General features: G+C 65.3%; 23 protein-coding genes. 14 read left to right on the top strand and 9 right to left on the bottom strand.

Annotated elements, in window-relative coordinates:
* Nucleotides 1-279: 279 nt before the first annotated feature.
* Nucleotides 280-807, top strand: coding sequence for an SUKH-4 family immunity protein (locus K9B33_RS06490; RefSeq protein WP_224547549.1), 528 nt, complete (start codon nt 280-282; stop codon nt 805-807).
* Between the two features lie 51 nt (nt 808-858).
* On the opposite strand, the gene aroB is transcribed toward K9B33_RS06490, so the two are convergent.
* Together aroB and K9B33_RS06480 are read right to left on the bottom strand one after the other, a co-directional pair.
* Entirely contained in the window at nt 859-1,968 is a 1,110-nt protein-coding gene (gene aroB, locus K9B33_RS06485) for a 3-dehydroquinate synthase (RefSeq protein WP_224547546.1), read from the bottom strand.
* On the bottom strand, nt 1,959-2,507 hold the full coding sequence (locus K9B33_RS06480; RefSeq protein ID WP_224547544.1) for a shikimate kinase: 549 nt from the start codon (nt 2,505-2,507) through the stop codon (nt 1,959-1,961). Before K9B33_RS06480 ends, aroB begins: the two co-directional genes overlap by 10 nt.
* Nucleotides 2,508-2,602: 95 nt before the next feature.
* On the opposite strand from K9B33_RS06480, the gene K9B33_RS06475 reads away from it, so the two are divergent.
* From K9B33_RS06475 to K9B33_RS06455, 5 genes are all read left to right on the top strand, one after another.
* Nucleotides 2,603-2,791: a hypothetical protein gene (locus K9B33_RS06475; protein WP_224547543.1), complete on the top strand. Its 189-nt coding sequence runs from the start codon at nt 2,603-2,605 to the stop codon at nt 2,789-2,791.
* 5 nt (nt 2,792-2,796) lie between these two features.
* Nucleotides 2,797-4,620 carry a hypothetical protein gene (locus K9B33_RS06470; RefSeq protein WP_224547541.1) on the top strand — a complete coding sequence of 608 codons (1,824 nt, stop codon included), beginning with the start codon at nt 2,797-2,799 and terminating at the stop codon, nt 4,618-4,620.
* Nucleotides 4,621-4,622: 2 nt separating this feature from the next.
* Nucleotides 4,623-5,555 (top strand): tyrosine recombinase, encoded by a 933-nt coding sequence (locus tag K9B33_RS06465; protein WP_224547539.1) that lies wholly within the window; start codon nt 4,623-4,625, stop codon nt 5,553-5,555.
* Between the two features lie 10 nt (nt 5,556-5,565).
* Nucleotides 5,566-6,510: an acetyl-CoA carboxylase carboxyltransferase subunit alpha gene (locus K9B33_RS06460; protein WP_224547537.1), complete on the top strand. Its 945-nt coding sequence runs from the start codon at nt 5,566-5,568 to the stop codon at nt 6,508-6,510.
* Nucleotides 6,511-6,714: 204 nt separating this feature from the next.
* The gene (locus K9B33_RS06455; protein ID WP_224547535.1) at nt 6,715-8,199 is read left to right on the top strand and encodes a M48 family metalloprotease; all 1,485 of its coding nucleotides are present in this window, start codon (nt 6,715-6,717) and stop codon (nt 8,197-8,199) included.
* 65 nt (nt 8,200-8,264) lie between these two features.
* On the opposite strand, the gene K9B33_RS06450 is transcribed toward K9B33_RS06455, so the two are convergent.
* A complete protein-coding gene (locus tag K9B33_RS06450) occupies nt 8,265-8,426 on the bottom strand; it encodes a Flp family type IVb pilin (RefSeq protein ID WP_056687935.1) in 162 nt (53 codons plus the stop codon).
* A 141-nt stretch (nt 8,427-8,567) separates the two neighbouring features.
* The gene (locus K9B33_RS06445; RefSeq protein ID WP_224547533.1) at nt 8,568-8,753 is read right to left on the bottom strand and encodes a Flp family type IVb pilin; all 186 of its coding nucleotides are present in this window, start codon (nt 8,751-8,753) and stop codon (nt 8,568-8,570) included.
* Nucleotides 8,754-8,835: 82 nt separating this feature from the next.
* Between K9B33_RS06445 and K9B33_RS06440 the strand changes: the two genes are divergently transcribed.
* On the top strand, nt 8,836-9,243 hold the full coding sequence (locus K9B33_RS06440; protein ID WP_224547532.1) for a (deoxy)nucleoside triphosphate pyrophosphohydrolase: 408 nt from the start codon (nt 8,836-8,838) through the stop codon (nt 9,241-9,243).
* Between the two features lie 60 nt (nt 9,244-9,303).
* Here the strand turns inward: K9B33_RS06440 and bfr are convergent, their stop codons facing one another.
* The 3 genes from bfr to K9B33_RS06425 form a co-directional block, all read right to left on the bottom strand.
* Complete coding sequence (bfr, locus tag K9B33_RS06435) at nt 9,304-9,783, bottom strand: bacterioferritin (RefSeq protein ID WP_224547531.1); 480 nt, start codon at nt 9,781-9,783, stop codon at nt 9,304-9,306.
* Nucleotides 9,784-9,931: 148 nt separating this feature from the next.
* Nucleotides 9,932-10,102, bottom strand: a complete 171-nt coding sequence (locus K9B33_RS06430; RefSeq protein ID WP_066603762.1) for a bacterioferritin-associated ferredoxin — start codon at nt 10,100-10,102, stop codon at nt 9,932-9,934.
* A 59-nt stretch (nt 10,103-10,161) separates the two neighbouring features.
* Nucleotides 10,162-11,403: a DUF418 domain-containing protein gene (locus K9B33_RS06425; RefSeq protein ID WP_224547530.1), complete on the bottom strand. Its 1,242-nt coding sequence runs from the start codon at nt 11,401-11,403 to the stop codon at nt 10,162-10,164.
* Nucleotides 11,404-11,463: 60 nt separating this feature from the next.
* Here K9B33_RS06425 and K9B33_RS06420 point away from each other — a divergent pair, with 60 nt between their 5' ends.
* Both K9B33_RS06420 and K9B33_RS06415 read left to right on the top strand, forming a co-directional pair.
* A complete protein-coding gene (locus tag K9B33_RS06420) occupies nt 11,464-12,243 on the top strand; it encodes a methyltransferase domain-containing protein (protein WP_224547529.1) in 780 nt (259 codons plus the stop codon).
* Between the two features lie 37 nt (nt 12,244-12,280).
* Nucleotides 12,281-12,817: a GNAT family N-acetyltransferase gene (locus K9B33_RS06415; protein WP_224547528.1), complete on the top strand. Its 537-nt coding sequence runs from the start codon at nt 12,281-12,283 to the stop codon at nt 12,815-12,817.
* 41 nt (nt 12,818-12,858) lie between these two features.
* On the opposite strand, the gene purL is transcribed toward K9B33_RS06415, so the two are convergent.
* Complete coding sequence (gene purL / locus K9B33_RS06410) at nt 12,859-15,036, bottom strand: phosphoribosylformylglycinamidine synthase subunit PurL (RefSeq protein WP_224547527.1); 2,178 nt, start codon at nt 15,034-15,036, stop codon at nt 12,859-12,861.
* 319 nt (nt 15,037-15,355) lie between these two features.
* Here purL and K9B33_RS06405 point away from each other — a divergent pair, with 319 nt between their 5' ends.
* Nucleotides 15,356-15,511: a hypothetical protein gene (locus tag K9B33_RS06405; RefSeq protein ID WP_224547526.1), complete on the top strand. Its 156-nt coding sequence runs from the start codon at nt 15,356-15,358 to the stop codon at nt 15,509-15,511.
* A gap of 75 nt (nt 15,512-15,586) precedes the next feature.
* Here the strand turns inward: K9B33_RS06405 and K9B33_RS06400 are convergent, their stop codons facing one another.
* Nucleotides 15,587-15,967 carry a hypothetical protein gene (locus K9B33_RS06400; protein ID WP_224547525.1) on the bottom strand — a complete coding sequence of 127 codons (381 nt, stop codon included), beginning with the start codon at nt 15,965-15,967 and terminating at the stop codon, nt 15,587-15,589.
* A gap of 201 nt (nt 15,968-16,168) precedes the next feature.
* Between K9B33_RS06400 and K9B33_RS06395 the strand changes: the two genes are divergently transcribed.
* The 4 genes from K9B33_RS06395 to K9B33_RS06380 all read left to right on the top strand — a co-directional run bounded on the left by K9B33_RS06395 (nt 16,169) and on the right by K9B33_RS06380 (nt 18,738).
* Nucleotides 16,169-16,423: an exodeoxyribonuclease VII small subunit gene (locus tag K9B33_RS06395; protein ID WP_224547523.1), complete on the top strand. Its 255-nt coding sequence runs from the start codon at nt 16,169-16,171 to the stop codon at nt 16,421-16,423.
* A gap of 20 nt (nt 16,424-16,443) precedes the next feature.
* Nucleotides 16,444-17,358 carry a polyprenyl synthetase family protein gene (locus K9B33_RS06390; RefSeq protein WP_224547521.1) on the top strand — a complete coding sequence of 305 codons (915 nt, stop codon included), beginning with the start codon at nt 16,444-16,446 and terminating at the stop codon, nt 17,356-17,358.
* A 4-nt stretch (nt 17,359-17,362) separates the two neighbouring features.
* On the top strand, nt 17,363-17,875 hold the full coding sequence (gene coaD, locus K9B33_RS06385; protein ID WP_224547519.1) for a pantetheine-phosphate adenylyltransferase: 513 nt from the start codon (nt 17,363-17,365) through the stop codon (nt 17,873-17,875).
* A gap of 95 nt (nt 17,876-17,970) precedes the next feature.
* On the top strand, nt 17,971-18,738 hold the full coding sequence (locus K9B33_RS06380) for a peptidylprolyl isomerase (protein WP_224547517.1): 768 nt from the start codon (nt 17,971-17,973) through the stop codon (nt 18,736-18,738).
* Nucleotides 18,739-18,749 lie beyond the last annotated feature (11 nt).

Raw genomic sequence — 18,749 nt, 5'->3', positions numbered from 1 at the left:
CTTTTTTGTGTCTTGCGCGGTCGGTGGCGCCATAAAAAAGGCCTCCAGCTAAAAGCTGGAGGCCGAGGTTCAGGGGAGGATCAGCGGCGACAGAAGGGGGGCTCCGTATGGGGGCCGCTGACAAGGACGGGTTTAGGCGTCGAATGATGCAGGCGAATGTCAGGGATGTTGCCGGGGGCGGGGCGGGTGAAATCTTTGGGCAGGGAGGTCTGCTACCGACCATTTGCAGCCATTGGCAACTTACTTCAAGCTGCCCACCTAGGGTCAGAAGGCAGCACAATGGACGCGACGACGTTTCAAGTTGAGTGGCAATCAGAGAGCGACGTTTTGCGGCACTTCCCGCAGGAAATCATTGCGGTGGCACCGATACCCGACGGCGCAAGGAAGTTTCTGTTCGAAGCTGGATTGCCATGGGAGGCTGCTCCCTGTTTGTCATTTGGTCCGATCAGTCTCGCATGGCTTCAGCCGGACCGCGTCGCCGGGTATTATGGCATTGGATCCGACGGTAGCGGAAATCCGCTCGTGATAGCTGGGGATGGCGTGGTGTGGATGCTTGACCACGAAGGGGATCGCCGGACTTTTGTGAATTCATCTGTAGAAGAGTTGGCTGATTGTTTGCTGGCCTACCGGACCCTTGTTTCCGAGACTATTGCGACGGGTGGCGATGACGCCTTCCTTAGTGGTTTTGTGCCGAGAGACGTCAGAGAGGTGTTTGCGCGTTCAGTCCAGAGCGCGGATCCTCCGTCGTTGGAAGTGGGGACTTTTTGGCAAGGTGAACTTTCGAGCTTGGCTGACAGTGATAGCTAGATCGTGGGCAACGTCCGCTCTCCACCCATTACGGCGCCAAAATCATTGATCTTAGGCCGCCGCGCGATCCTCGTCCAAAAACGCCGCCACGTCGTCCAGCACCACGTCCTTCGACAGGAAGGTCTGGCCGATGCCGCGGGCGAGGAGGAAGGGGAGGGTGCCGGCCGCCATTTTCTTGTCGTGCAGCATGTGGCCGACCAGTTCCGCGCCGCCCGCCCGCACATGGGCGGTGGCGAGGTCGTGGGGGAGGCCGACGGCTCTTAGATGCGCGGTGACGCGGTCGGCATCGGCCTGCGAACAGAGGCCCAGGCGCGCGGAATAGCGGAAAGCGAGCGCCATGCCGGCCGCGACGCCCTCGCCATGGAGCAAGGTATCGGAAAAGCCGGTATCGGCCTCCAGCGCATGGCCGAATGTGTGGCCGAGGTTCAACAGGGCGCGACGGCCCGAGGTTTCGCGCTCGTCATCGGCGACGATCGCGGCCTTGGCCTGCACGCTTCGGGTGATGGCGATGGTGCGGGCGTCCGGGTCGCCGGCCAGCAGCGCCTGGGCGTTGGCGTGGCACCAGTCGAAGAAATCGGGGTCGTCGATCAGGCCATATTTGACGACTTCGGCATAGCCGGCGCGGGTTTCGCGGGGTGGCAGGCTGTCGAGCGTCGAGGGATCGATCAGGACGAGGGCGGGCTGGTAGAAGGCGCCGATCAGATTCTTGCCGGCCTTGGCATTGATCGCCGTTTTGCCGCCGACCGACGAATCGACCTGGGCCAGCAGGGTGGTGGGCACCTGGATGAAGTGGCAGCCGCGCTTGAGGATCGAGGCGGCGAAGCCGACCAGGTCGCCGATGACGCCGCCGCCCAGCGCCACGATATGGTCGCCGCGTTCGATCTCCAGGGCCAGCAGCGCGTCGAGCAGTTGCTCCAGATGGCGCCAGCTCTTGGTCTGTTCGCCCGGCGGCAGGATGATCGGTTCGACCGCGATGTTTGCGGCGCGCAGGCTGACGTCAAGGCGCGGCAGTTGCGCGGCCGCGACATTGGCGTCGGTGACGACGACCATTCGGCCCTTGCGCGCGTAGGGGACAAGCACGTCGCCGGCGCGGTCGAGCGCGCCCTGTTCGATCACGATATCATAGCTGCGCGCGCCCAGCGCGACGCGGACTAATGCCATGCGGTCAATTGCTCCATGATGCGTTCGACGGCGACTTCATGCGGGGCGGCGATGCTCTTCACATGAATGGGCGCGAGCGCGTAGATCGGGTTGCGCACCGCGGCCAGTTCCGTCAGCACGACGCGCGGGTCGCGATTCTTGAGCAGCGGGCGGCTTTCGCGGCGGGCCACGCGGTCGACCAATATGTCGATATCGGCGTCCAGCCAGATGGCGGTGGCGGCCTCCAGGATCAGGCGGCGGGTGTCATCCTGCATGAAGGCGCCGCCGCCGGTGGCGATCACCTTGGGCGCGCCGTCCATCAGCCGGGCGATGACGCGGCGTTCGCCGTCGCGGAAATAGGATTCGCCATAACGTTCGAAAATCTCCGCCACGGACATGCCGGCGGCCTTCTCGATTTCTTCGTCCGCATCGACGAAGCTGAGGCCCAGACGCGCGGCAAGGCGGCGGCCGACCGTGGATTTGCCCACGCCCATCATGCCCACCAGGACGATGGGACCGCGCCGGGCCTGGCTCTGCGGGATTTTGCTGTTTCGCTGCATGGCTTGCGGGGCTATACAGCCAGCCGTCACAGAGGCAAATCGCATCTTTCTTTGTCGCCCGGCCTTCAACGCCCGGCCAGCTAAGCCAAGGACCTATGAAGAATAATCGCAACTTCAGCAGTTTCGAGGGCGGCTCGCGTCGTCGCGGCTCCAGCCTGCCGATCATCCCCATCGCCCTGGCCGTGCTGGTCGTCGCCCTGTTGGCCTTTTTCTGGTCGCGCGGAGGCGAGCAGCCGCAGCAGCGGGTCGAGAAGGTTATCCCCGCCGAGAAGCTGGGCCAGTAAGGCGGATGCGCTGGCCGCGCGCTAATATGAAATGGGCGGTGGGCAGCTTCGCGCTCGCCCTGACTCTGCCTGTCGTCGCGCAGCAGGCGCCCGAATCGCTGCTGCCGCCCGGTTTCGGCGATGCGCCCGAAACGCCTGCGCCGCCGCCGGTGCGGCCGACGCCCAGTGCGCCTACGGTGTCAGGCGCGCCAGCGGCGCCCATGGTGCAGCCGCTCAACCCCGCGACGCCGCCCGACCTGTCGCTGGCGCAGGCGACGCAGAACGCCGCCGAGGCCGAACTGACGCCCGAAGAGCTGGCAGCGCAGAAGGCGAAATATGACCTGCCCGACACGGCGCGACGGTCGCTGGATCGCATTGGCCCCCTGACGCCGCAGACGCGCGGGTTCGAGCCGGATGCCTTCGGCGGCGAATCGGGCAAATATCTGGCTGCGCTGATGAAGGAGACGCACGCGCCGATCGTGTCGCGCTGGGCCTCCATCCTGCTGCGCCGGACATTGCTCAGCGCGGTCGATACGCCGCGCGACATCGACGGGGCGGACTGGGCGGCCGAGCGCGCCTGGCTGCTGCTGCGCATGGGCGAGGCGGACAATGCCAGGCTGATGGTGCAGAGCGTCGATCCCGACCGCTATTCGCCGCGCCTCTATGCGATCGCGATGGAGACCTATTTGGCGACGGCCGATCCGGCGGGGCTGTGCCCGCTGTCAGCGGGCGCGCTGCGGTTCAGCAAGGAGCCGGGCTGGGACATGACGCGGGCGATCTGCCCGGCGCTGTCGGGCGACCAGGGGACGTCGAGCGGCGCGCTCAATCAGGCGCAACGCAAGGGCGTGGTGCGCGGTATCGATTATCGGCTCGCCGAAAAGGTGGTCGGCACAGGGTTCAACGCGCGCCGTTCGGTCAAGATCGAATGGGACGGCGTGGATCGGCTTACGGCGTGGCGATTCGGGTTGGCGACGGCGCTGAACGTCGAGATACCTGACGCATTATATGGCACGGTCGGGTCGCATGTCCGCGCATGGGAAGCGCGCGCGCCGGCGTTGAGCGCGGTCAAGCGGCGGCCGGGCGTGGATATCGCGGCGCGTCTGGGCGTGCTGTCGAGCGCGGCGCTGGTCGGCTTCTATGGCCAGATGGGCACTGACGGCGATGCGCCCGCGGATGCCGCCGACCGGATCGATTCGCTGCGCACCGCTTATGCCGGATCGACCGTGGGCGACCGGATCGGCGCGATGCGGACATGGTGGCAGGATAGCGCGAAGCCTGATTATCTGGGCCTGATCGCGACGGCGCGGGCCGCCGCGGCGCTGCCGGTGGCCCAAGCCGATGCGCAGGATGCGGCCAATCTGGTCGCGGCGATGCTCGCGGCCGGATACGACCGCAACGCCGCGCGCTGGGCGCGGGCGATCGGGCAACTGGACGGCGCGGGCACGTCGCAATTCTGGGCCTTGCTGGCGGTCGGCGCGCCGAGTCCGGTGGTGGATATCAACAGCGGCCGGGTGTCGAGCTATGTCGGCGACGTCGGGGCCGAGAAGGGACGGATGCTGATCGCGGCGTTGGCCGGTCTGTCGCGCTTGTCGGCCGATGATGCCGCGTCGCTGGCGCAGGATAATGGCTTCGCATTGGGCGCGAACAGCCGCTGGGCGCGCGCGATCGGCGCAGCAGCGCAGCGGGGCGAGAAGGGCACCGTGGCGTTGCTGGCGGCGGTGGGTATGCAGGGTAATGACTGGAGCCGCCTGCCGGCCGGGCATCTCTATCATGTCGTGGCGGCCCTGCATCGAGTCGGGCTGGACCCCGAAGCGCGGATGATCGCGGCCGAGGCGATCAGTCGCACCTGAATATGGGACAGGATGACGCCATCCTGATCGACCGCTTTCTGGAGATGATGGCGGCGGAGCGGGGCGCGTCGCGCAATACTTTGCTCGCCTATCGCGCCGATTTGACGGGCGCGGGCGACCTGCTGGGCGGGCTGGCAGGCGCGGGCAAGGATGGACTGGGGACGCTGGCGGCGGCCTGGGCCGATCTCGCCGCATCGTCTGTGGCGCGCAAAGTGTCGGCGCTGCGGGCTTTCTACGCCTTTCTGGAGGAAGAGGGGCTGCGCGCCGACAATCCGTCCGCCGCGCTGCCGCGGCCGACGACGCGCCGGGCGCTGCCCAAGATATTGTCGGTGGCGGAGGTAGATCGCTTCTTCGCGCATATCGCCGAGCGACTGGACATCGAGCATCCCGCGCCGGCGGACCTGCGGCTCGCGGCCTTGATCGAACTGCTCTACGGGTCGGGGCTGCGCGCGACGGAATTGATGTCGCTGCCGCGCCGGGCGCTGGCGGCAGATCGGCCCTTCCTGATCCTGAAGGGCAAGGGCGCGCGCGAGCGGCTGGTGCCGATTTCCGACCGGGCGCGGGCCGCCGTCACCGCCTGGCTCCCGCATGTGCCGGCAGATAGCGCGTGGCTGTTCCCGTCGGGCAAGAGCCATTTGAGCCGCATTCGCCTCTATCAGTTGGTCAAGGCGCTGGCGGCGGCCAGCGGCATCGCACCGGAACGGGTCAGCCCGCATGTGCTGCGCCATGCGTTCGCCACCCATTTGCTGGAAGGCGGAGCCGATCTGCGCGCGTTGCAGATGATGCTGGGCCATGCCGATATCGGCACCACGCAAATCTACACCCATGTCGACAGCCGGCGGCTGGTCGAACTGGTCAACAGCCGCCACCCGCTGGCGGGCATGACGCCCAGGATCGCGCATCCGCGCGTTGACGGCGACGCGCCAGCGCCTTAACGCACGGGCCATGGTAAGCTTTCTGGAATTCGAAAAGCCGATCGCGGAGCTGGAAGCGCGCATCGTCGAACTGCGCGCCACCGCCAGCGTGGGGGACATCAACATCGACGACGAGATCGCGACGCTTGAAAGCCGCGCGACCAAACTGTTGTCGGATACATATGCCAAGCTGACGCCCTGGCAGAAGACGCAGGTGGCGCGGCACGCCGAACGCCCGCACTTCAAGGACTATGTCGCGGGCATGTTCGACAATTTCATGCCGCTGGCCGGCGACCGCGCCTTTGCCGACGATCAGGCGATCATCGGGGGTTTCGCGACGCTGGGCGAGCGCAAGGTCATGGTCATCGGCCATGAAAAGGGCGACGATACGGCGAGCCGCGTGCGCCACAATTTCGGCATGGCCAAGCCCGAAGGCTATCGCAAGGCGATCCGCCTGATGGAACTGGCCGATCGCTTCGGCCTGCCGGTGGTGAGCCTGGTCGATACGTCGGGCGCTTTCCCCGGCGTGCAGGCGGAAGAACGCGGCCAGGCGGAAGCCATCGCCCGGTCGACCGAGGCCTGTCTGAAGCTGGGCGTGCCGATGGTCGCCGCAGTGGTGGGCGAAGGCGGATCGGGCGGCGCGATTGCGCTGGCGGCCGCCAATCGCGTGCTGATGTTCGAACATGCGGTCTATTCGGTGATCTCGCCTGAAGGCTGCGCCTCTATCCTGTGGCGCACCGCCGACAAGGCGAGCGATGCGGCGACCGCGATGCAGGTGACGGCGCAGCATCTCAAAGGGCTGGGCGTAATCGACCGGATCGTCCCCGAGCCGATGGGCGGCGCCCATCGCGAGCCGGTACAGGCGATCGCCAGCCTGGGCGCGGCGATCGAGGCGGAACTGGAGTCGCTCGACGGGCTGAGCGCCGACGCGCTGCGCACCGATCGCGCCGACAAATTTCTCGCTATCGGGGCTTGAGCGCGCCAGCCTGAACTTTCGTCATTGCGAGCGCAGTGAAGCAGCCCATGGCGCGTGGCCGATCGGCTGGACTTCATCGGCCTTCGGCCCGTGGCGCGCGCGATGACGGATCGATTGCGCGTCCGAAGGCCTAACCTCTCGCTTTTTGCGGAACGGCGCGCCATTTTCCTCGTTACGTATAAGTAACGTCGAGGGTGGAGAGTTATGAACTGGAAGATGAAGCTGGGCTGCGCGAGCGGCGTGCTGGCGGTGGCTGTCAGCGCACCCGCGGTGATCGGGCAGCAACGGGCGATTCGCACCGTGTCGTCGATCAGCGCGCAGGACAAGGCCACCGGCGCCAAGCAGCATCCTGAACTGTTGAAGGAATTTGGCGGCGCCTATGTGGGGCCGCAGGCCAAATATGTGGAAGGGGTCGGGCGTCGCATCGCGGTGCAGTCGGGCCTGTCCAATGCGCAGGGCGATTTTACCGTCACCTTGCTCAATTCGCCGGTGAACAACGCTTTCGCGATCCCCGGCGGCTATGTCTACGTCACCCGCCAGTTGATGGCGCTGATGAATGACGAAGCCGAACTTGCCGGCGTGCTGGGCCATGAGGTCGGCCATGTCGCGGCCCAGCATGGCCAGCGCCGGCAGAAGGCGGCGCAGCGCAATGCAATCGGGGGCGCGCTGCTGGGCGCGTTGGCGGGGGCGCTGCTGGGCGATTCGGGCTTTTCGGGGCTGATCCAGAAAGGGATTGGCACGGGCAGCCAGTTACTGACGCTCAAATTTTCCCGCAGCCAGGAATATGAGGCCGACGATCTGGGAATCCGCTACCTGGCGACGGGCGGTTATGATCCACGCGCCCTGTCGGGAATGCTGGCGTCGCTGGCGGCGCAGAGCAATCTCGACGCGCGGGTGGCGGGCAGCGCACGCTCCATGCCCGAATGGGCGAGCACCCATCCCGATCCCGGCGCGCGCGTGCAACGGGCCGCCAACGCCGCCGCGGCGACTCGTGCCACCAGCACGGTGCGCAACCGCGATGCCTTCCTCAATGCGCTCGACGGCGTGCTGTATGGCGATGATCCCAAGCAAGGGGTGATCGACGGCAATCGCTTCCGCCACCCCGACCTGCGGCTGAGCTTCGCCGCGCCGAGCGGGTTCGGCATGGAAAATGGCGCGGATGCGGTGTCGATCACCGGGTCGGGCGGGCAGGCGCAATTTGGCGCGGCCCCCTATTCGGGCAATCTGGCCGCCTATATCGACAGCGTGTTCGCGAAGCTGGGTGGGGGTGAAGGGGCAGGTGGCGTGCCCGCGGGTGAGGTCAGTCGCACGACCGTCAACGGAATCCCGGCCGCCTATCGCACCGTGCGGGCGACCAGCCAGTCGAGCCAGGTCGATGCGACCGTGTTCGCCTATGATTTCGGCGGCGGAAAAGCCTATCATTTCCTGTTGCTGACGCCGGCAGGGCAGGGGATCGGCCCCTTCACCGCGATGGTGCAGTCGGTCCAGCGGCTGAGCGCGCAGGAAGCGGCGGCGATCAAGCCGCGCCGCGTCGATGTCGTCACCGTCAAGGCGGGCGACACCGTGCAATCCATGGCCAAGCGCATGGCCTATTCGGACTATCAGCTCGACCGGTTCCTGACCATCAACGCGCTGAACGCCAATGCCACGCTGCGACCGGGCCAGCGGGTGAAGATCGTCACCTGGTAAGCGCGCGAACGAAAAGGGGCGGCGGAATCGCTTCCGCCGCCCCCTGTTCCGACAAGCGTCTGGGCTTACTTCAGGTTACCCGAAACGTTGTTGAAGGTCGAACCCAGCTTGGTGCCCAGGCTGGTCATCGCGCCGATGGCGGCGACGGCGATCAGGGCGGCGATCAGGCCGTATTCGATCGCGGTGGCACCCTTTTCATTCTTCAGCATCTTACGGATGAACTGCATGTGACGTCTCCCTAGAAATGGATTTCAGCGTTTAACTACCCGGCCGCCCCGCATGGATATTTGTGGTCAGCAAGGATGGGATTAGACGAGGTCGGTTGAAAAACTATTAATGCGGTAAAAGTGACTGTCAGATAATGATGGTTAATATTTTGTTACTTCCGTCGCGACGTTATTCCACATGCCGGTGGTCTTGTTCGCGACGTTGTTGAGGGCGGCAATCATGGCCAGAACGATCATGGCGATGATGAGCCCATATTCGACGGCGGTAGCGCCGCGCTCGCACCGGAACAGGCCCAGTCGGGCAAGCATTTCGACAAGCGCGCGCATAGAATCCCCGTTTCGCTACAGACAGTCCCCGATCAACATGTAAAGGAAGCAGGGTTAACAAAGCCCTCCCGACTGGACCGATATGCCCTCTTTTTCTCCCCTGCTGGTGGTTGCCGTAGCGTTAGTCGACGCCGATGGCAGGGTGCTGTTGCAACAGCGCCCGCCCGGCAAGGCGATGGCCGACCTGTGGGAATTTCCCGGTGGGAAGGTGGAGCCGGGCGAAACGCCCGAAGCTGCGCTGGTGCGCGAGCTTGAGGAGGAGTTGGGGATCGAAACCCATGCCAGTTGCCTGGCCCCTGCGACCTTCGCCAGCGAGGCTCTGGGCGAGAAGCATCTGCTGCTGCTCCTCTATGTCTGTCGCAAGTGGAAAGGGATGCCGGAGGCACGCCACGCGACGGCCCTGCAATGGCTGCGACCGGCGCAAATGTATGCGCTGGACATGCCGCCCGCGGACTTGCCGCTGATTGGCCTGCTCGAAGCGCTGCTATGATGCAAAAGGGGCGCCCCATACAGGACGCCCCTTTTCACACGCGCGTGCAGATCGGAACGATCAGTCTTCCTTCGCCTTGCTCTGCAACTGGACATAATTCTGGATGCCCATGCGCTCGATCATTTCGAACTGGGTTTCCAGCGTATCGACATGCTCTTCCTCGCTTTCGAGGATATATTGGAACAGGTCGCGGCTGACGAAATCCTTGATCGATTCGCAATAGGCGATCGCTTCGCGCAGGACGGGCAGCGCCTCATATTCCAGTTCGAGGTCGGCCTTGAGGATTTCCTCGACCGTTTCGCCGATCTTCAACCGGCCGAGCAGCTGGAAGTTGGGCAGGCCATCCAGGAAGAGGATGCGCTCCGCAACCTTGTCCGCATGCTTCATCTCGTCGATGGATTCGGCATATTCGAACTTGGCGAGCTTCTCGATGCCCCAATGATTGAGAACGCGATAGTGAAGAAAATACTGGTTGATCGCGGTCAGCTCATTCTTGAGCACCTCGTTCAGATATTCGATGACTTTCAGATCGCCTTTCATGGCGCTTTACTCCGGCAATGGGGGGGCGCCGGCTATATATCGTTTCGGACGTGCGCTGTTAAGCTGAAAACCCTTGGGAATCAGGGGTTTTTTCGTGCGCTATTGCGTGGAGATCGCGATTGCCGACTGAGGCTGATTCGCAATGTTTTCAAGCCGAGGCGCGTTCCGCGGCGATGATGGTGCGCGCGAAGGAGACGCACTGGCCGCATTTGGGGCGGCGACCATATTGGGCATAGGCGCTGCAGGGCGTGTCCGCTCCGTTGCGCGCGGCTTCCCGCAGATCTTTTTCACGAATCGCATTACAAACGCAGACGACCATCGAAGACACTCTCCTGATGCAGGGGAGATAGCGTGTCTGATAATGGGTCGCAATAGTAATCAATCGCTTTTGCGAATCTTTTGCGGCCGGCCGTTGACCAGGCTGCGCCACAGCCATTCCGCCGGGCCCATGGCGAATCGCGCCGCATAGGGTTTCGACCAGGCGAGCATGAGCGTCCAGCCGGCCAGCACGAACAGGGGCAGCGCCGCCGGGGGCACCCGCGCGAAAAGGCCAAGGCCCCAGCCATAGAAGAGCGCGGTCATGACGAGGCTGGTGGCGAGATAGTTGCTGAGCGCCAGCCGTCCGGCTGCGGCGAGGCGATCGATCAGCCAATGGCTGCGGTGGCGCGCCAGCAGCCAGAGAATGAGTGCGGCCCAGCCGACCGTCAGCGGGATGCGGAAAGGCAGCGACCAGGCGAGCGCGACGCCATAGGCGGGCAACGGAGCGAAGCCACTCCAGGCCACCCACAGCGCCAGCGCGGCCATGGGTGGCAGGCCGATGAGGAAGCAATGGCGGGCGGTGCGGCGATATTGCTCTGCGTCCCAGCGGCCGGTGAGAAAACCACCCTTGAGCATCGCCATCCCCAGCAGCATGAAGCCCATGGTTTCGAAGGCGGTGAACAGGAAACCCCAGAGCCATTCGCCCGGCACGTCGGCCAGCTTGTGCTGGACGATGGTTGGGAAGCCGCTGCGATAGGTGGCGATCTCCGCCTGGGTGCCGGGGCTGGCGGGATCGGACAGGGCGGTCATGAAGGCGGCATAGCCTTCGCGCAGTCCCGACTCCGCGCCCGGCGCCGCGGCAGCATGCCCCCAGGCGTAGAGGCTGGCGATGAAGGCGGCGACCAGCAGGAACTGGAGCAGGAAGAAGAGCAGGGCGCGCTTGACCAGGGCGAAGGGTTCGAGGCCGACGAAAAGCAGCGCGAACAGGCCGACCGGCGCATAGACGCGCAATATGTCACCCCACCAGAGCAGCAGGAAATGCGCGCAACCCAGAACGAACAGCCAGCCGGAGCGGATCATTTGCGCCCGGCGGCCGTCGCGCCCCGCCATCTCCTCCCGATCGATCAGCAGCAGCATCGACGCGCCGAACAGCAAGGCGAACAGGCCGCGCATCTTGCCGTCGACCAGCAGCAGACTGGTGGCCCAGACCGCGATGTCGGCGGCTGAGGGCGGGCCGGCCACCGCCGGGTTGAAATAGGCGTTTTGCGGCAGGGCGAAGGCGGTGATGTTCATCCACAATATGCCCAGCACGGCGCAACCGCGCAGCACGTCCATGGCGGGTATGCGGGAAGAGGCGGTCATGGGGCGGCGGTTCCTTGAAAGGACTGGTCAGGCAGTCGAGGCTCTGCCATGCGCCTAGCCATGAACGACCGCTCCAGGCAATGGCGCAAGCAACGAATAAGCGACGCATTCGGCGCGGCGGCGGCGCATTATGACGCCCATGCCGGGCCGCAGCGGCTGGCCGCGACGCTGGTCGCCGACCTCGCCTATCGCCAGAAACCCGACGGAGCGGCGCGCATATTGGAGATCGGGTGCGGCACTGGATTCCTGACGCGCGACATCCAGGCGCGCTGGCCAGGTGCGGAACTGGTGGCGACCGACCTGTCGCCGGGCATGTTGGAGCAGGCGGCGTCGCACGGGCTGGTCGCGGGCCGGTTCATGACGATGGACGGGGAAGCGCCGCCGTTCGAGGGGCCATGGTTCGACCTGATCCTGTCCAGCCTGGCCTTCCAGTGGTTTGATGATCTGGATGGCGCGATCGCGCGGCTGGCGCGGCTGTTGCGGCCGGGCGGGAGCCTGATCTTCTCGACCATGGGGCAGGGCAGTTTCGCCCGCTGGCGCGCGGCGCATGATGCGTGCGAGCTGGTGGCGGGGGTGCCGGACTATCCCTCGCTGGGTGATTTGCGCCGTTTGCTGGCGAGCTATGACGACGCTTTCGCCTTCGACGAGGATTATGCGCTGGCGTGCGGCGGCGCGCGCGGGCTGATCGCGCACCTCAAGGGGATCGGCGCGGTGGTGCCGAGCGAAGGGCGCAAGCCGCTGACCCCGCGCGACCTGCGCCGGGTCATGGCCGCGTTTGAAGAGAGTGGCGGCGCGGACGCCTATCAGGTCTTGTTCGGACGGGTAACGCGCGGCGGGTGAGATTGTGCGGCGACCGGCAATATGCAATCCGATCGCCATGGCCGTTTCCTCTTTCACCATTCGCCCTGCCGTCCCGGATGACGTCGCTGCATTGTCCGCGCTCAAGCTGACGGCTTTCCGGGAGACTTTCCTTGACGGGTTCGCCATTCCCTATCCGCCAGCCGATCTCGCTCTGTTCGAAGCGTACAGTTATGGCCGGGCGACGGTAGCGGCGGAACTGGCCGATCCTGCGCATGCGACCTGGGTAGCGGAAACGGCGGACGGTCAACTGCTGGCCTATGCGCATGTCGGCCCGTGCAAATTGCCGCATCCGCAGGCGTCAGCGGCGCAGGGTGAACTCTACCAGCTTTATGCGATCAATGCGGCGCAGGGGCAGGGAATCGGGCGCGCACTGATGGATGTGGCGCTGGGCTGGCTGGAGGAGAGGATGCCGGGGCCGGTGTGGCTGGGCGTCTGGTCGGGCAATGACCGCGCGCAGGCCGTCTATGCCAAATATGGCTTCCTGAAAGTCGGCGACTATGGATTTGTCGTCGGCAGTTGGACCGATGCGGAATATATCTATCGCAGGGAATAGGCGTGGGGGCGGGATGTGCTCCCGCCCCGACATGCGGACGTTTAGAGTTCGCTGTCCATCAGCGCGGGGAAGAAGCCTTCATGCGCGGTGCGCAGGGCGTCGAGCGTGACGCCGGCGACGCTGCCGCCGCCGGTCGTGCCGATGCGGGTTGCGCCTGCAATCTCGACGCCCGAAGGTGCCGCGACGACATAGCGGCCCTGATCCTCGCCAAAGGCGCTGGCGGTGGTGAGGGCAATGTCGAGCGTGGCGCCGATCTTGCCGGCCAGCGCCATTTCCGCGATGGTGACCAGCAACCCGCCGTCGCTGATGTCATGCACGGCATTGACCGTGCCGCTGGCGACCAGCGCGCGCACGGTGTCGGCGCGGGCGCGCTCGGCGGCCAGATCGACCCTGGGCGCGTCGCCTGCTTCGCGACCGGCGATCTCGCGCAGCCAGATGGTCTGGCCCAGATGCGCGCCTTCTTCGCCGATCAGCCAGATCGCGTCGCCTGCATTTTTGAAAGCCACGGTCGCCATCACATCGACGTCGGCCAGCAGGCCGATGCCGCCGATCGCCGGAGTCGGCAGGATGGCCGAGCCACCACCGGTCGCCTTGGATTCATTGTAGAGCGAGACGTTGCCCGACACGATCGGGAAGTCGAGCGCGCGGCAGGCGTCGCCCATGCCTTCCAGGCAGCCGGTCAACTGCGCCATGATCTCGGGGCGCTGCGGGTTGGCGAAGTTGAGGCAGTTGGTGACGGCCAGCGGCGTCGCGCCGACGGCGCTGATGTTGCGATAGCATTCGGCGATCGCCTGCTTGCCGCCTTCATAGGGGTCGGCATAGCAATAGCGCGGCGTGCAGTCGGTGCTGATCGCGATGCCCTTGTTGCTGCCATGGACACGCACGACCGCAGCATCGCCACCGGGGCGCTGGACGGTGTCGGCGCCGACCATATGATCGTACTGTTCCCAGATCCAGCGGCGGCTGGCGATGTCGGGGCTGCCCATCAGCGTGACGAGGTCCGCGCCGATGTCGGCGCTTTCGGCGATCTCGCCCAGCGGTTCGACCTTCGACCAGATCTTATAGTCGTCCTTCGGCATGGAGGGACGGTCGTAGAGCGGCGCATCGTCGGCCAGCGGGGCGAGCGGGATGTCGCACACCGTTTCGCCCTTGTGGATCAGGACCATGCGGCCGGTGTCGGTGACATGGCCGATGACCGCGAAGTCGAGTTCCCACTTCTGGAAGATCGCTTCGGCGAAAGCCTCGCGGCCGGGCTTCAGCACCATCAACATGCGCTCCTGCGATTCGGAGAGCATCATTTCATAGGTGGTCATGCCGGTTTCACGCTGCGGCACGTCATCCATGTTGAGCTGGATGCCGACGCCGCCCTTCGACGCCATTTCGACGCTGGAGGAGGTGAGGCCGGCCGCGCCCATATCCTGAATGGCGACGATCGCGTCGGACGCCATCAGTTCCAGGCACGCTTCGATCAGCAGCTTTTCGGTGAAAGGGTCGCCGACCTGCACGGTCGGGCGCTTGGCGTCGGCGTCGTCGCCGAAGTCCGCGCTCGCCATAGTCGCGCCGTGGATGCCGTCGCGGCCGGTCTTCGACCCCACATAGACGATCGGGTTGCCGATGCCGCTGGCGGCGGAATAGAAAATCTTGTCGGTGTCGGCGACGCCTACGGTCATGGCGTTGACCAGGATATTGCCGTCATAGGCGGGGTGGAAATTCACCTCTCCGCCTATGGTCGGCACGCCGACGCAATTGCCGTAGCCGCCGATGCCGCGCACCACGCCGCTGATGAGGTGGCGCATCTTGGGATGATCGGGGCGGCCGAAGCGCAGCGCGTTCATGTTCGCGACCGGACGCGCGCCCATGGTGAAGACGTCGCGCAGGATGCCGCCGACGCCCGTCGCCGCGCCCTGATAGGGTTCGATATAGCTGGGGTGGTTGTGGCTCTCCATCTTGAAGATCGCCGCCTGCCCGTCGCCGATGTCGACCACGCCGGCATTTTCGCCGGGGCCGCAAATCACCTGCGGACCCTTGGTCGGCAGCTTCATCAGATGGATCTTGGAGCTTTTATACGAGCAATGCTCCGACCACATGACCGAGAATATGCCCAGTTCCGTCAGGTTCGGCTCGCGGCCGAGGGCGTTCAATACGCGGTCATATTCTTCCGGGCTGAGGCCATGTTCGGCGACGACTTCCGGGGTGATCTGGGGGACGGTGCTGGACATGAGCGCGCCTTTAGCGGGGGCGTGCGCGAATCACAATGGCGGCGTGCGGGGGGACGAGGAAAGGGTGTTCGGGAGTGAAGCGTGGCGATTCCTCGGCTGATCCTCTGGATGGGGAAATGCGCCACCTTCCCTCACCACGCCTTGGGCGTCAGGGAGGCTTTCACGCCCGCAAAAGCTTCGGTCCGATCATGCCGTCCGGCATCCGTCCGATCGCCTTCTCGCTTCGTCCCCGCGCAAAGATTTCGTTAACGTTCGCGCTCGACATTTCCCAAACGGGGTGGCGATTCGACGGAGAGCGGGTGCCGCAGAGAGGTGCAGGATGAAGGGGAGTGACTTCTTCTATTTTTCCAGCCGTTGCCGCAAGCAGCGCATGATGGCGCTGGCGTCGAAATCGGAACGGGCCAAGGAAGCGCATCTGCGGCTGGCGAGCGCCTATGCCGATCGCGCCACGCTGGCGATGCTCAACGGTGAGTGAGAATGCCACCCCAAGAAAAAGGCCGGATCTTTAGGGGAGGTCCGGCCTGGTAGAGACAGATGGGAGATGCCCGGTTCAGACGTGGCATGCCTGGGCGCTCTTGCCCGGAACGGTAATGGTCACGTCATTGCCCTGGCCGCTGACGGCGAAGCCTTCGGCGGTGAAGGGCTGGCCGGCTTCGGCCGCCTTCAGCGAGGTGGCCGTGCCGCCCTTTTCGGTGCGCAGCAGGGCGGTCTTGTCGTCGCTCATGAAGTCGACGAAGATCAGGCTGTTGTCCTTGCAGCGGAACTGCTTGTTGGCCTTGACCGACGGCGGCAGCTCGACGGGCGCGGCGTTGGCGAGCTGTGCCGCCATCGGATCGGCCGGGCCGCCCACGACTTCGGGTTCGTCATTCTTGTTACAAGCCGACAGCAAGGCAACGCTGGCGACGGCGATCAGGGGGAGATAATATTTCATAGCGATCCTTTTATGTGCATGTGCAACATGGTGCGTCAACGCAAAACTGTGATGTTCCCGCCATGTCCCCTGAAATGGCGTCATGACGATATCATGACGTCATGTTGATGAACGGCGGATTGCGGGGCGGTCGCGCACCGGTACGCTATAATTGGCGGCCGCGGGCTTGACCGGGACCGAGGCGGCCGCCAATGCAAGGACATGGCTGAGGAACTTTCCCCCCCCGATACCGCACCCCTCTCTTTCGAGGATGCGCTGCGCGCGCTCGAAACGATCGTTCGCCGGCTGGAAAGCGGTGATGTGCCGCTGGACGAGTCGATCTCGCTCTATGCGCAGGGCGAGGAACTGCGCAAGCGCTGCGCCGAGCGGCTGCAGGCGGCCGAGGCGCGGATCGCCAAGCTGACGGTCGACGCCAATGGTGCGGTGACCGGCGCCCAGCCCTTCGGCGCGGACTGATCTGCGTGAACGGGGGCGACATGAACGGGGGAGGGGGCGCCTCCGCGGCATCGCTGGTCACCCGCCGTGCCGCCGATGTCGCGCGGGATATCGACGCCGCCTTCGACAGGCTGCTTGCAGTGCCCGACGACGCCCGCGCCCGCCTGTATGAAGCGATGCGCCATGCCGCGATCGGTGGCGGCAAGCGGCTGCGCCCGCTGCTGGTGCAGGCGACCTGCGACCTGTTCAATATTTCATGCGAATCGGCGGTGCGCGTCGGCCTCGCGATCGAGTGCATCCATGTCTATTCACTGATCCACGATGATCTGCCGGCGATGGACGATGACGACCTGCGCCGTGGCAAGCCGACCGTCCACAAGGCCTATGACGAAGCGACGGCGATTCTGGCGGGCGATTGCCTGCACGACCTGGCGTTCGAAGTGCTGGCCGACGAAGAGACGCACCCCGATCCGTTCGTGCGGATCGAACTGGTCAGGGCGCTGGCCGTATCGAGCGGGCCGGCCGGCATGGCGGGCGGCCAGATGATGGACCTGGAGGCGGAAAAGACCCGCTTCGACCTGGCGACCGTCACGCGGCTCCAGAATCTCAAGACCGGGGCGCTGATCGCCTTTTGCGTGGAGGCTGCCGCGATCATGGCGCGGTTGCCGCATGAGGCGCGCACGGGGCTGCATGGCTATGCCCGCGATATCGGCCTCGCCTTCCAGATCGCCGACGACCTGCTGGACGTGGAGGGCGACGCGGCGCTGGCGGGCAAGGCGCTGGGCAAGGATGCGGCGGCGGGCAAGGAGACGTTCGTGTCGCTGCTGGGCGTGGAGCGGGCGCGCGAACAGGCGCATATGCTGGTCGCCCAGGCCAAGGCGCATCTGAGCGGGGCTGGCGCGGAGGCCGACCTGCTGCGCGCGATCGCCGACTATATCGTGGAGAGGGACCGCTAACGTCATGAGCAAACAGCGTATCGGCGTCTATCCGGGCACGTTCGACCCCATCACGCTCGGCCATATGGACATCATCCGGCGGGGCGCGAAGCTGGTCGACAAGCTGGTGATCGGCGTCACGACCAACATCAGCAAGTCGCCGATGTTCTCCGACGAGGAACGGCTGGAGATGGTGCGGCGCGAATGTGCCGGCATCGACACCGAAATCGTCGTCACCGGCTTCAATTCGCTGCTGATGGACTTTGCCGAATCGCAGAGCGCCAGCGTCATCATCCGGGGGCTTCGTGCGGTCGCGGACTTCGAATATGAATATCAGATGGCGGGCATGAACCAGCAGATCAATGGCCGGATCGAGACGGTTTTCCTGATGGCGGACGTGTCGTTGCAGCCGATCGCGTCGCGCCTGGTCAAGGAAATCGCGCTTTATGGCGGGCCGATCCACAAATTCGTCAGCCCGACCGTGCGCGACGAAGTGGTCGCACGGGTCGAGAAGATCGGGCGCAAGGGCGGGGTTTGAGTTTTACTCAGCCTGCGTTCAGTTGCCAATCGCGATCAGCGCGCTATCAGGGCGGCTTGCCCCGTCGGCCTAAGAGATCAAGGAAGTCCTACCCCATGCGTTTCACCTGCGCGCTCAAGACCGTTGCGATCGGCGTCGCCCTTACTGCGTCCGGCCTGGCCTATGCCCAGGGCGGCGGCGGGGGCGGCGGTGCGGATGCGAAGAAGGCGGAGGCCGCCGCGCGCGCGCAGGAAAACGCCAAGTCGCTGGACACCAATCTCAAGCCCCAGTTGCCGCCCGCCACCGTGCCGGCCGATCCGCAGAATATCTGGGATCTGGACCTGTCGAGCGGCGGCCGCGTCCGCATTCAGTTGCGCCCCGACATCGCGCCGGCCCATGTCGAGCGGATCAAGGAACTGACGCGCCAGGGCTTCTATAACGGCCTGAAATTCCACCGTGTCATCCCCGGCTTCATGGCGCAGGGCGGCGACCCCAAGGGGGACGGCACCGGCGGTTCGACGCTGCCGGACCTGAAGGCCGAATTCAACCCGATGCCGCATCTGCGCGGCACCGTGTCGATGGCCCGCGCCCAGAGCGAGGATAGCGCCAACAGCCAGTTCTTCATCGTGCTGCTGCCGCGGATGCAGCTCGACAAGAAATATACCGTCTTCGGTCGCGTCATCGAGGGGATGAACTATGTCGATGCGATCGCGCAGGGCGAGCCGCCGGCCAACCCGACCGTGATCCTGCAGGCGTCGATCGACAGCGATGGCAAGCCGCCGGTGACCGCCGCGCCGCCGCCGCCCGCGCCGCCGGTGTCGATCATCGATACGCCCGCACCCAAGCCCGCTGCGGCGAAAAAGCCCGCGCCCAAGAAGAAATAAGCCGGTTCGTC

The sequence above is a fragment of the Sphingobium sp. 3R8 genome (genome assembly GCF_020166615.1).
Lineage (GTDB): Bacteria > Pseudomonadota > Alphaproteobacteria > Sphingomonadales > Sphingomonadaceae > Sphingobium > Sphingobium bisphenolicum.
This window is presented reverse-complemented; position numbering and strand designations above follow the sequence as displayed.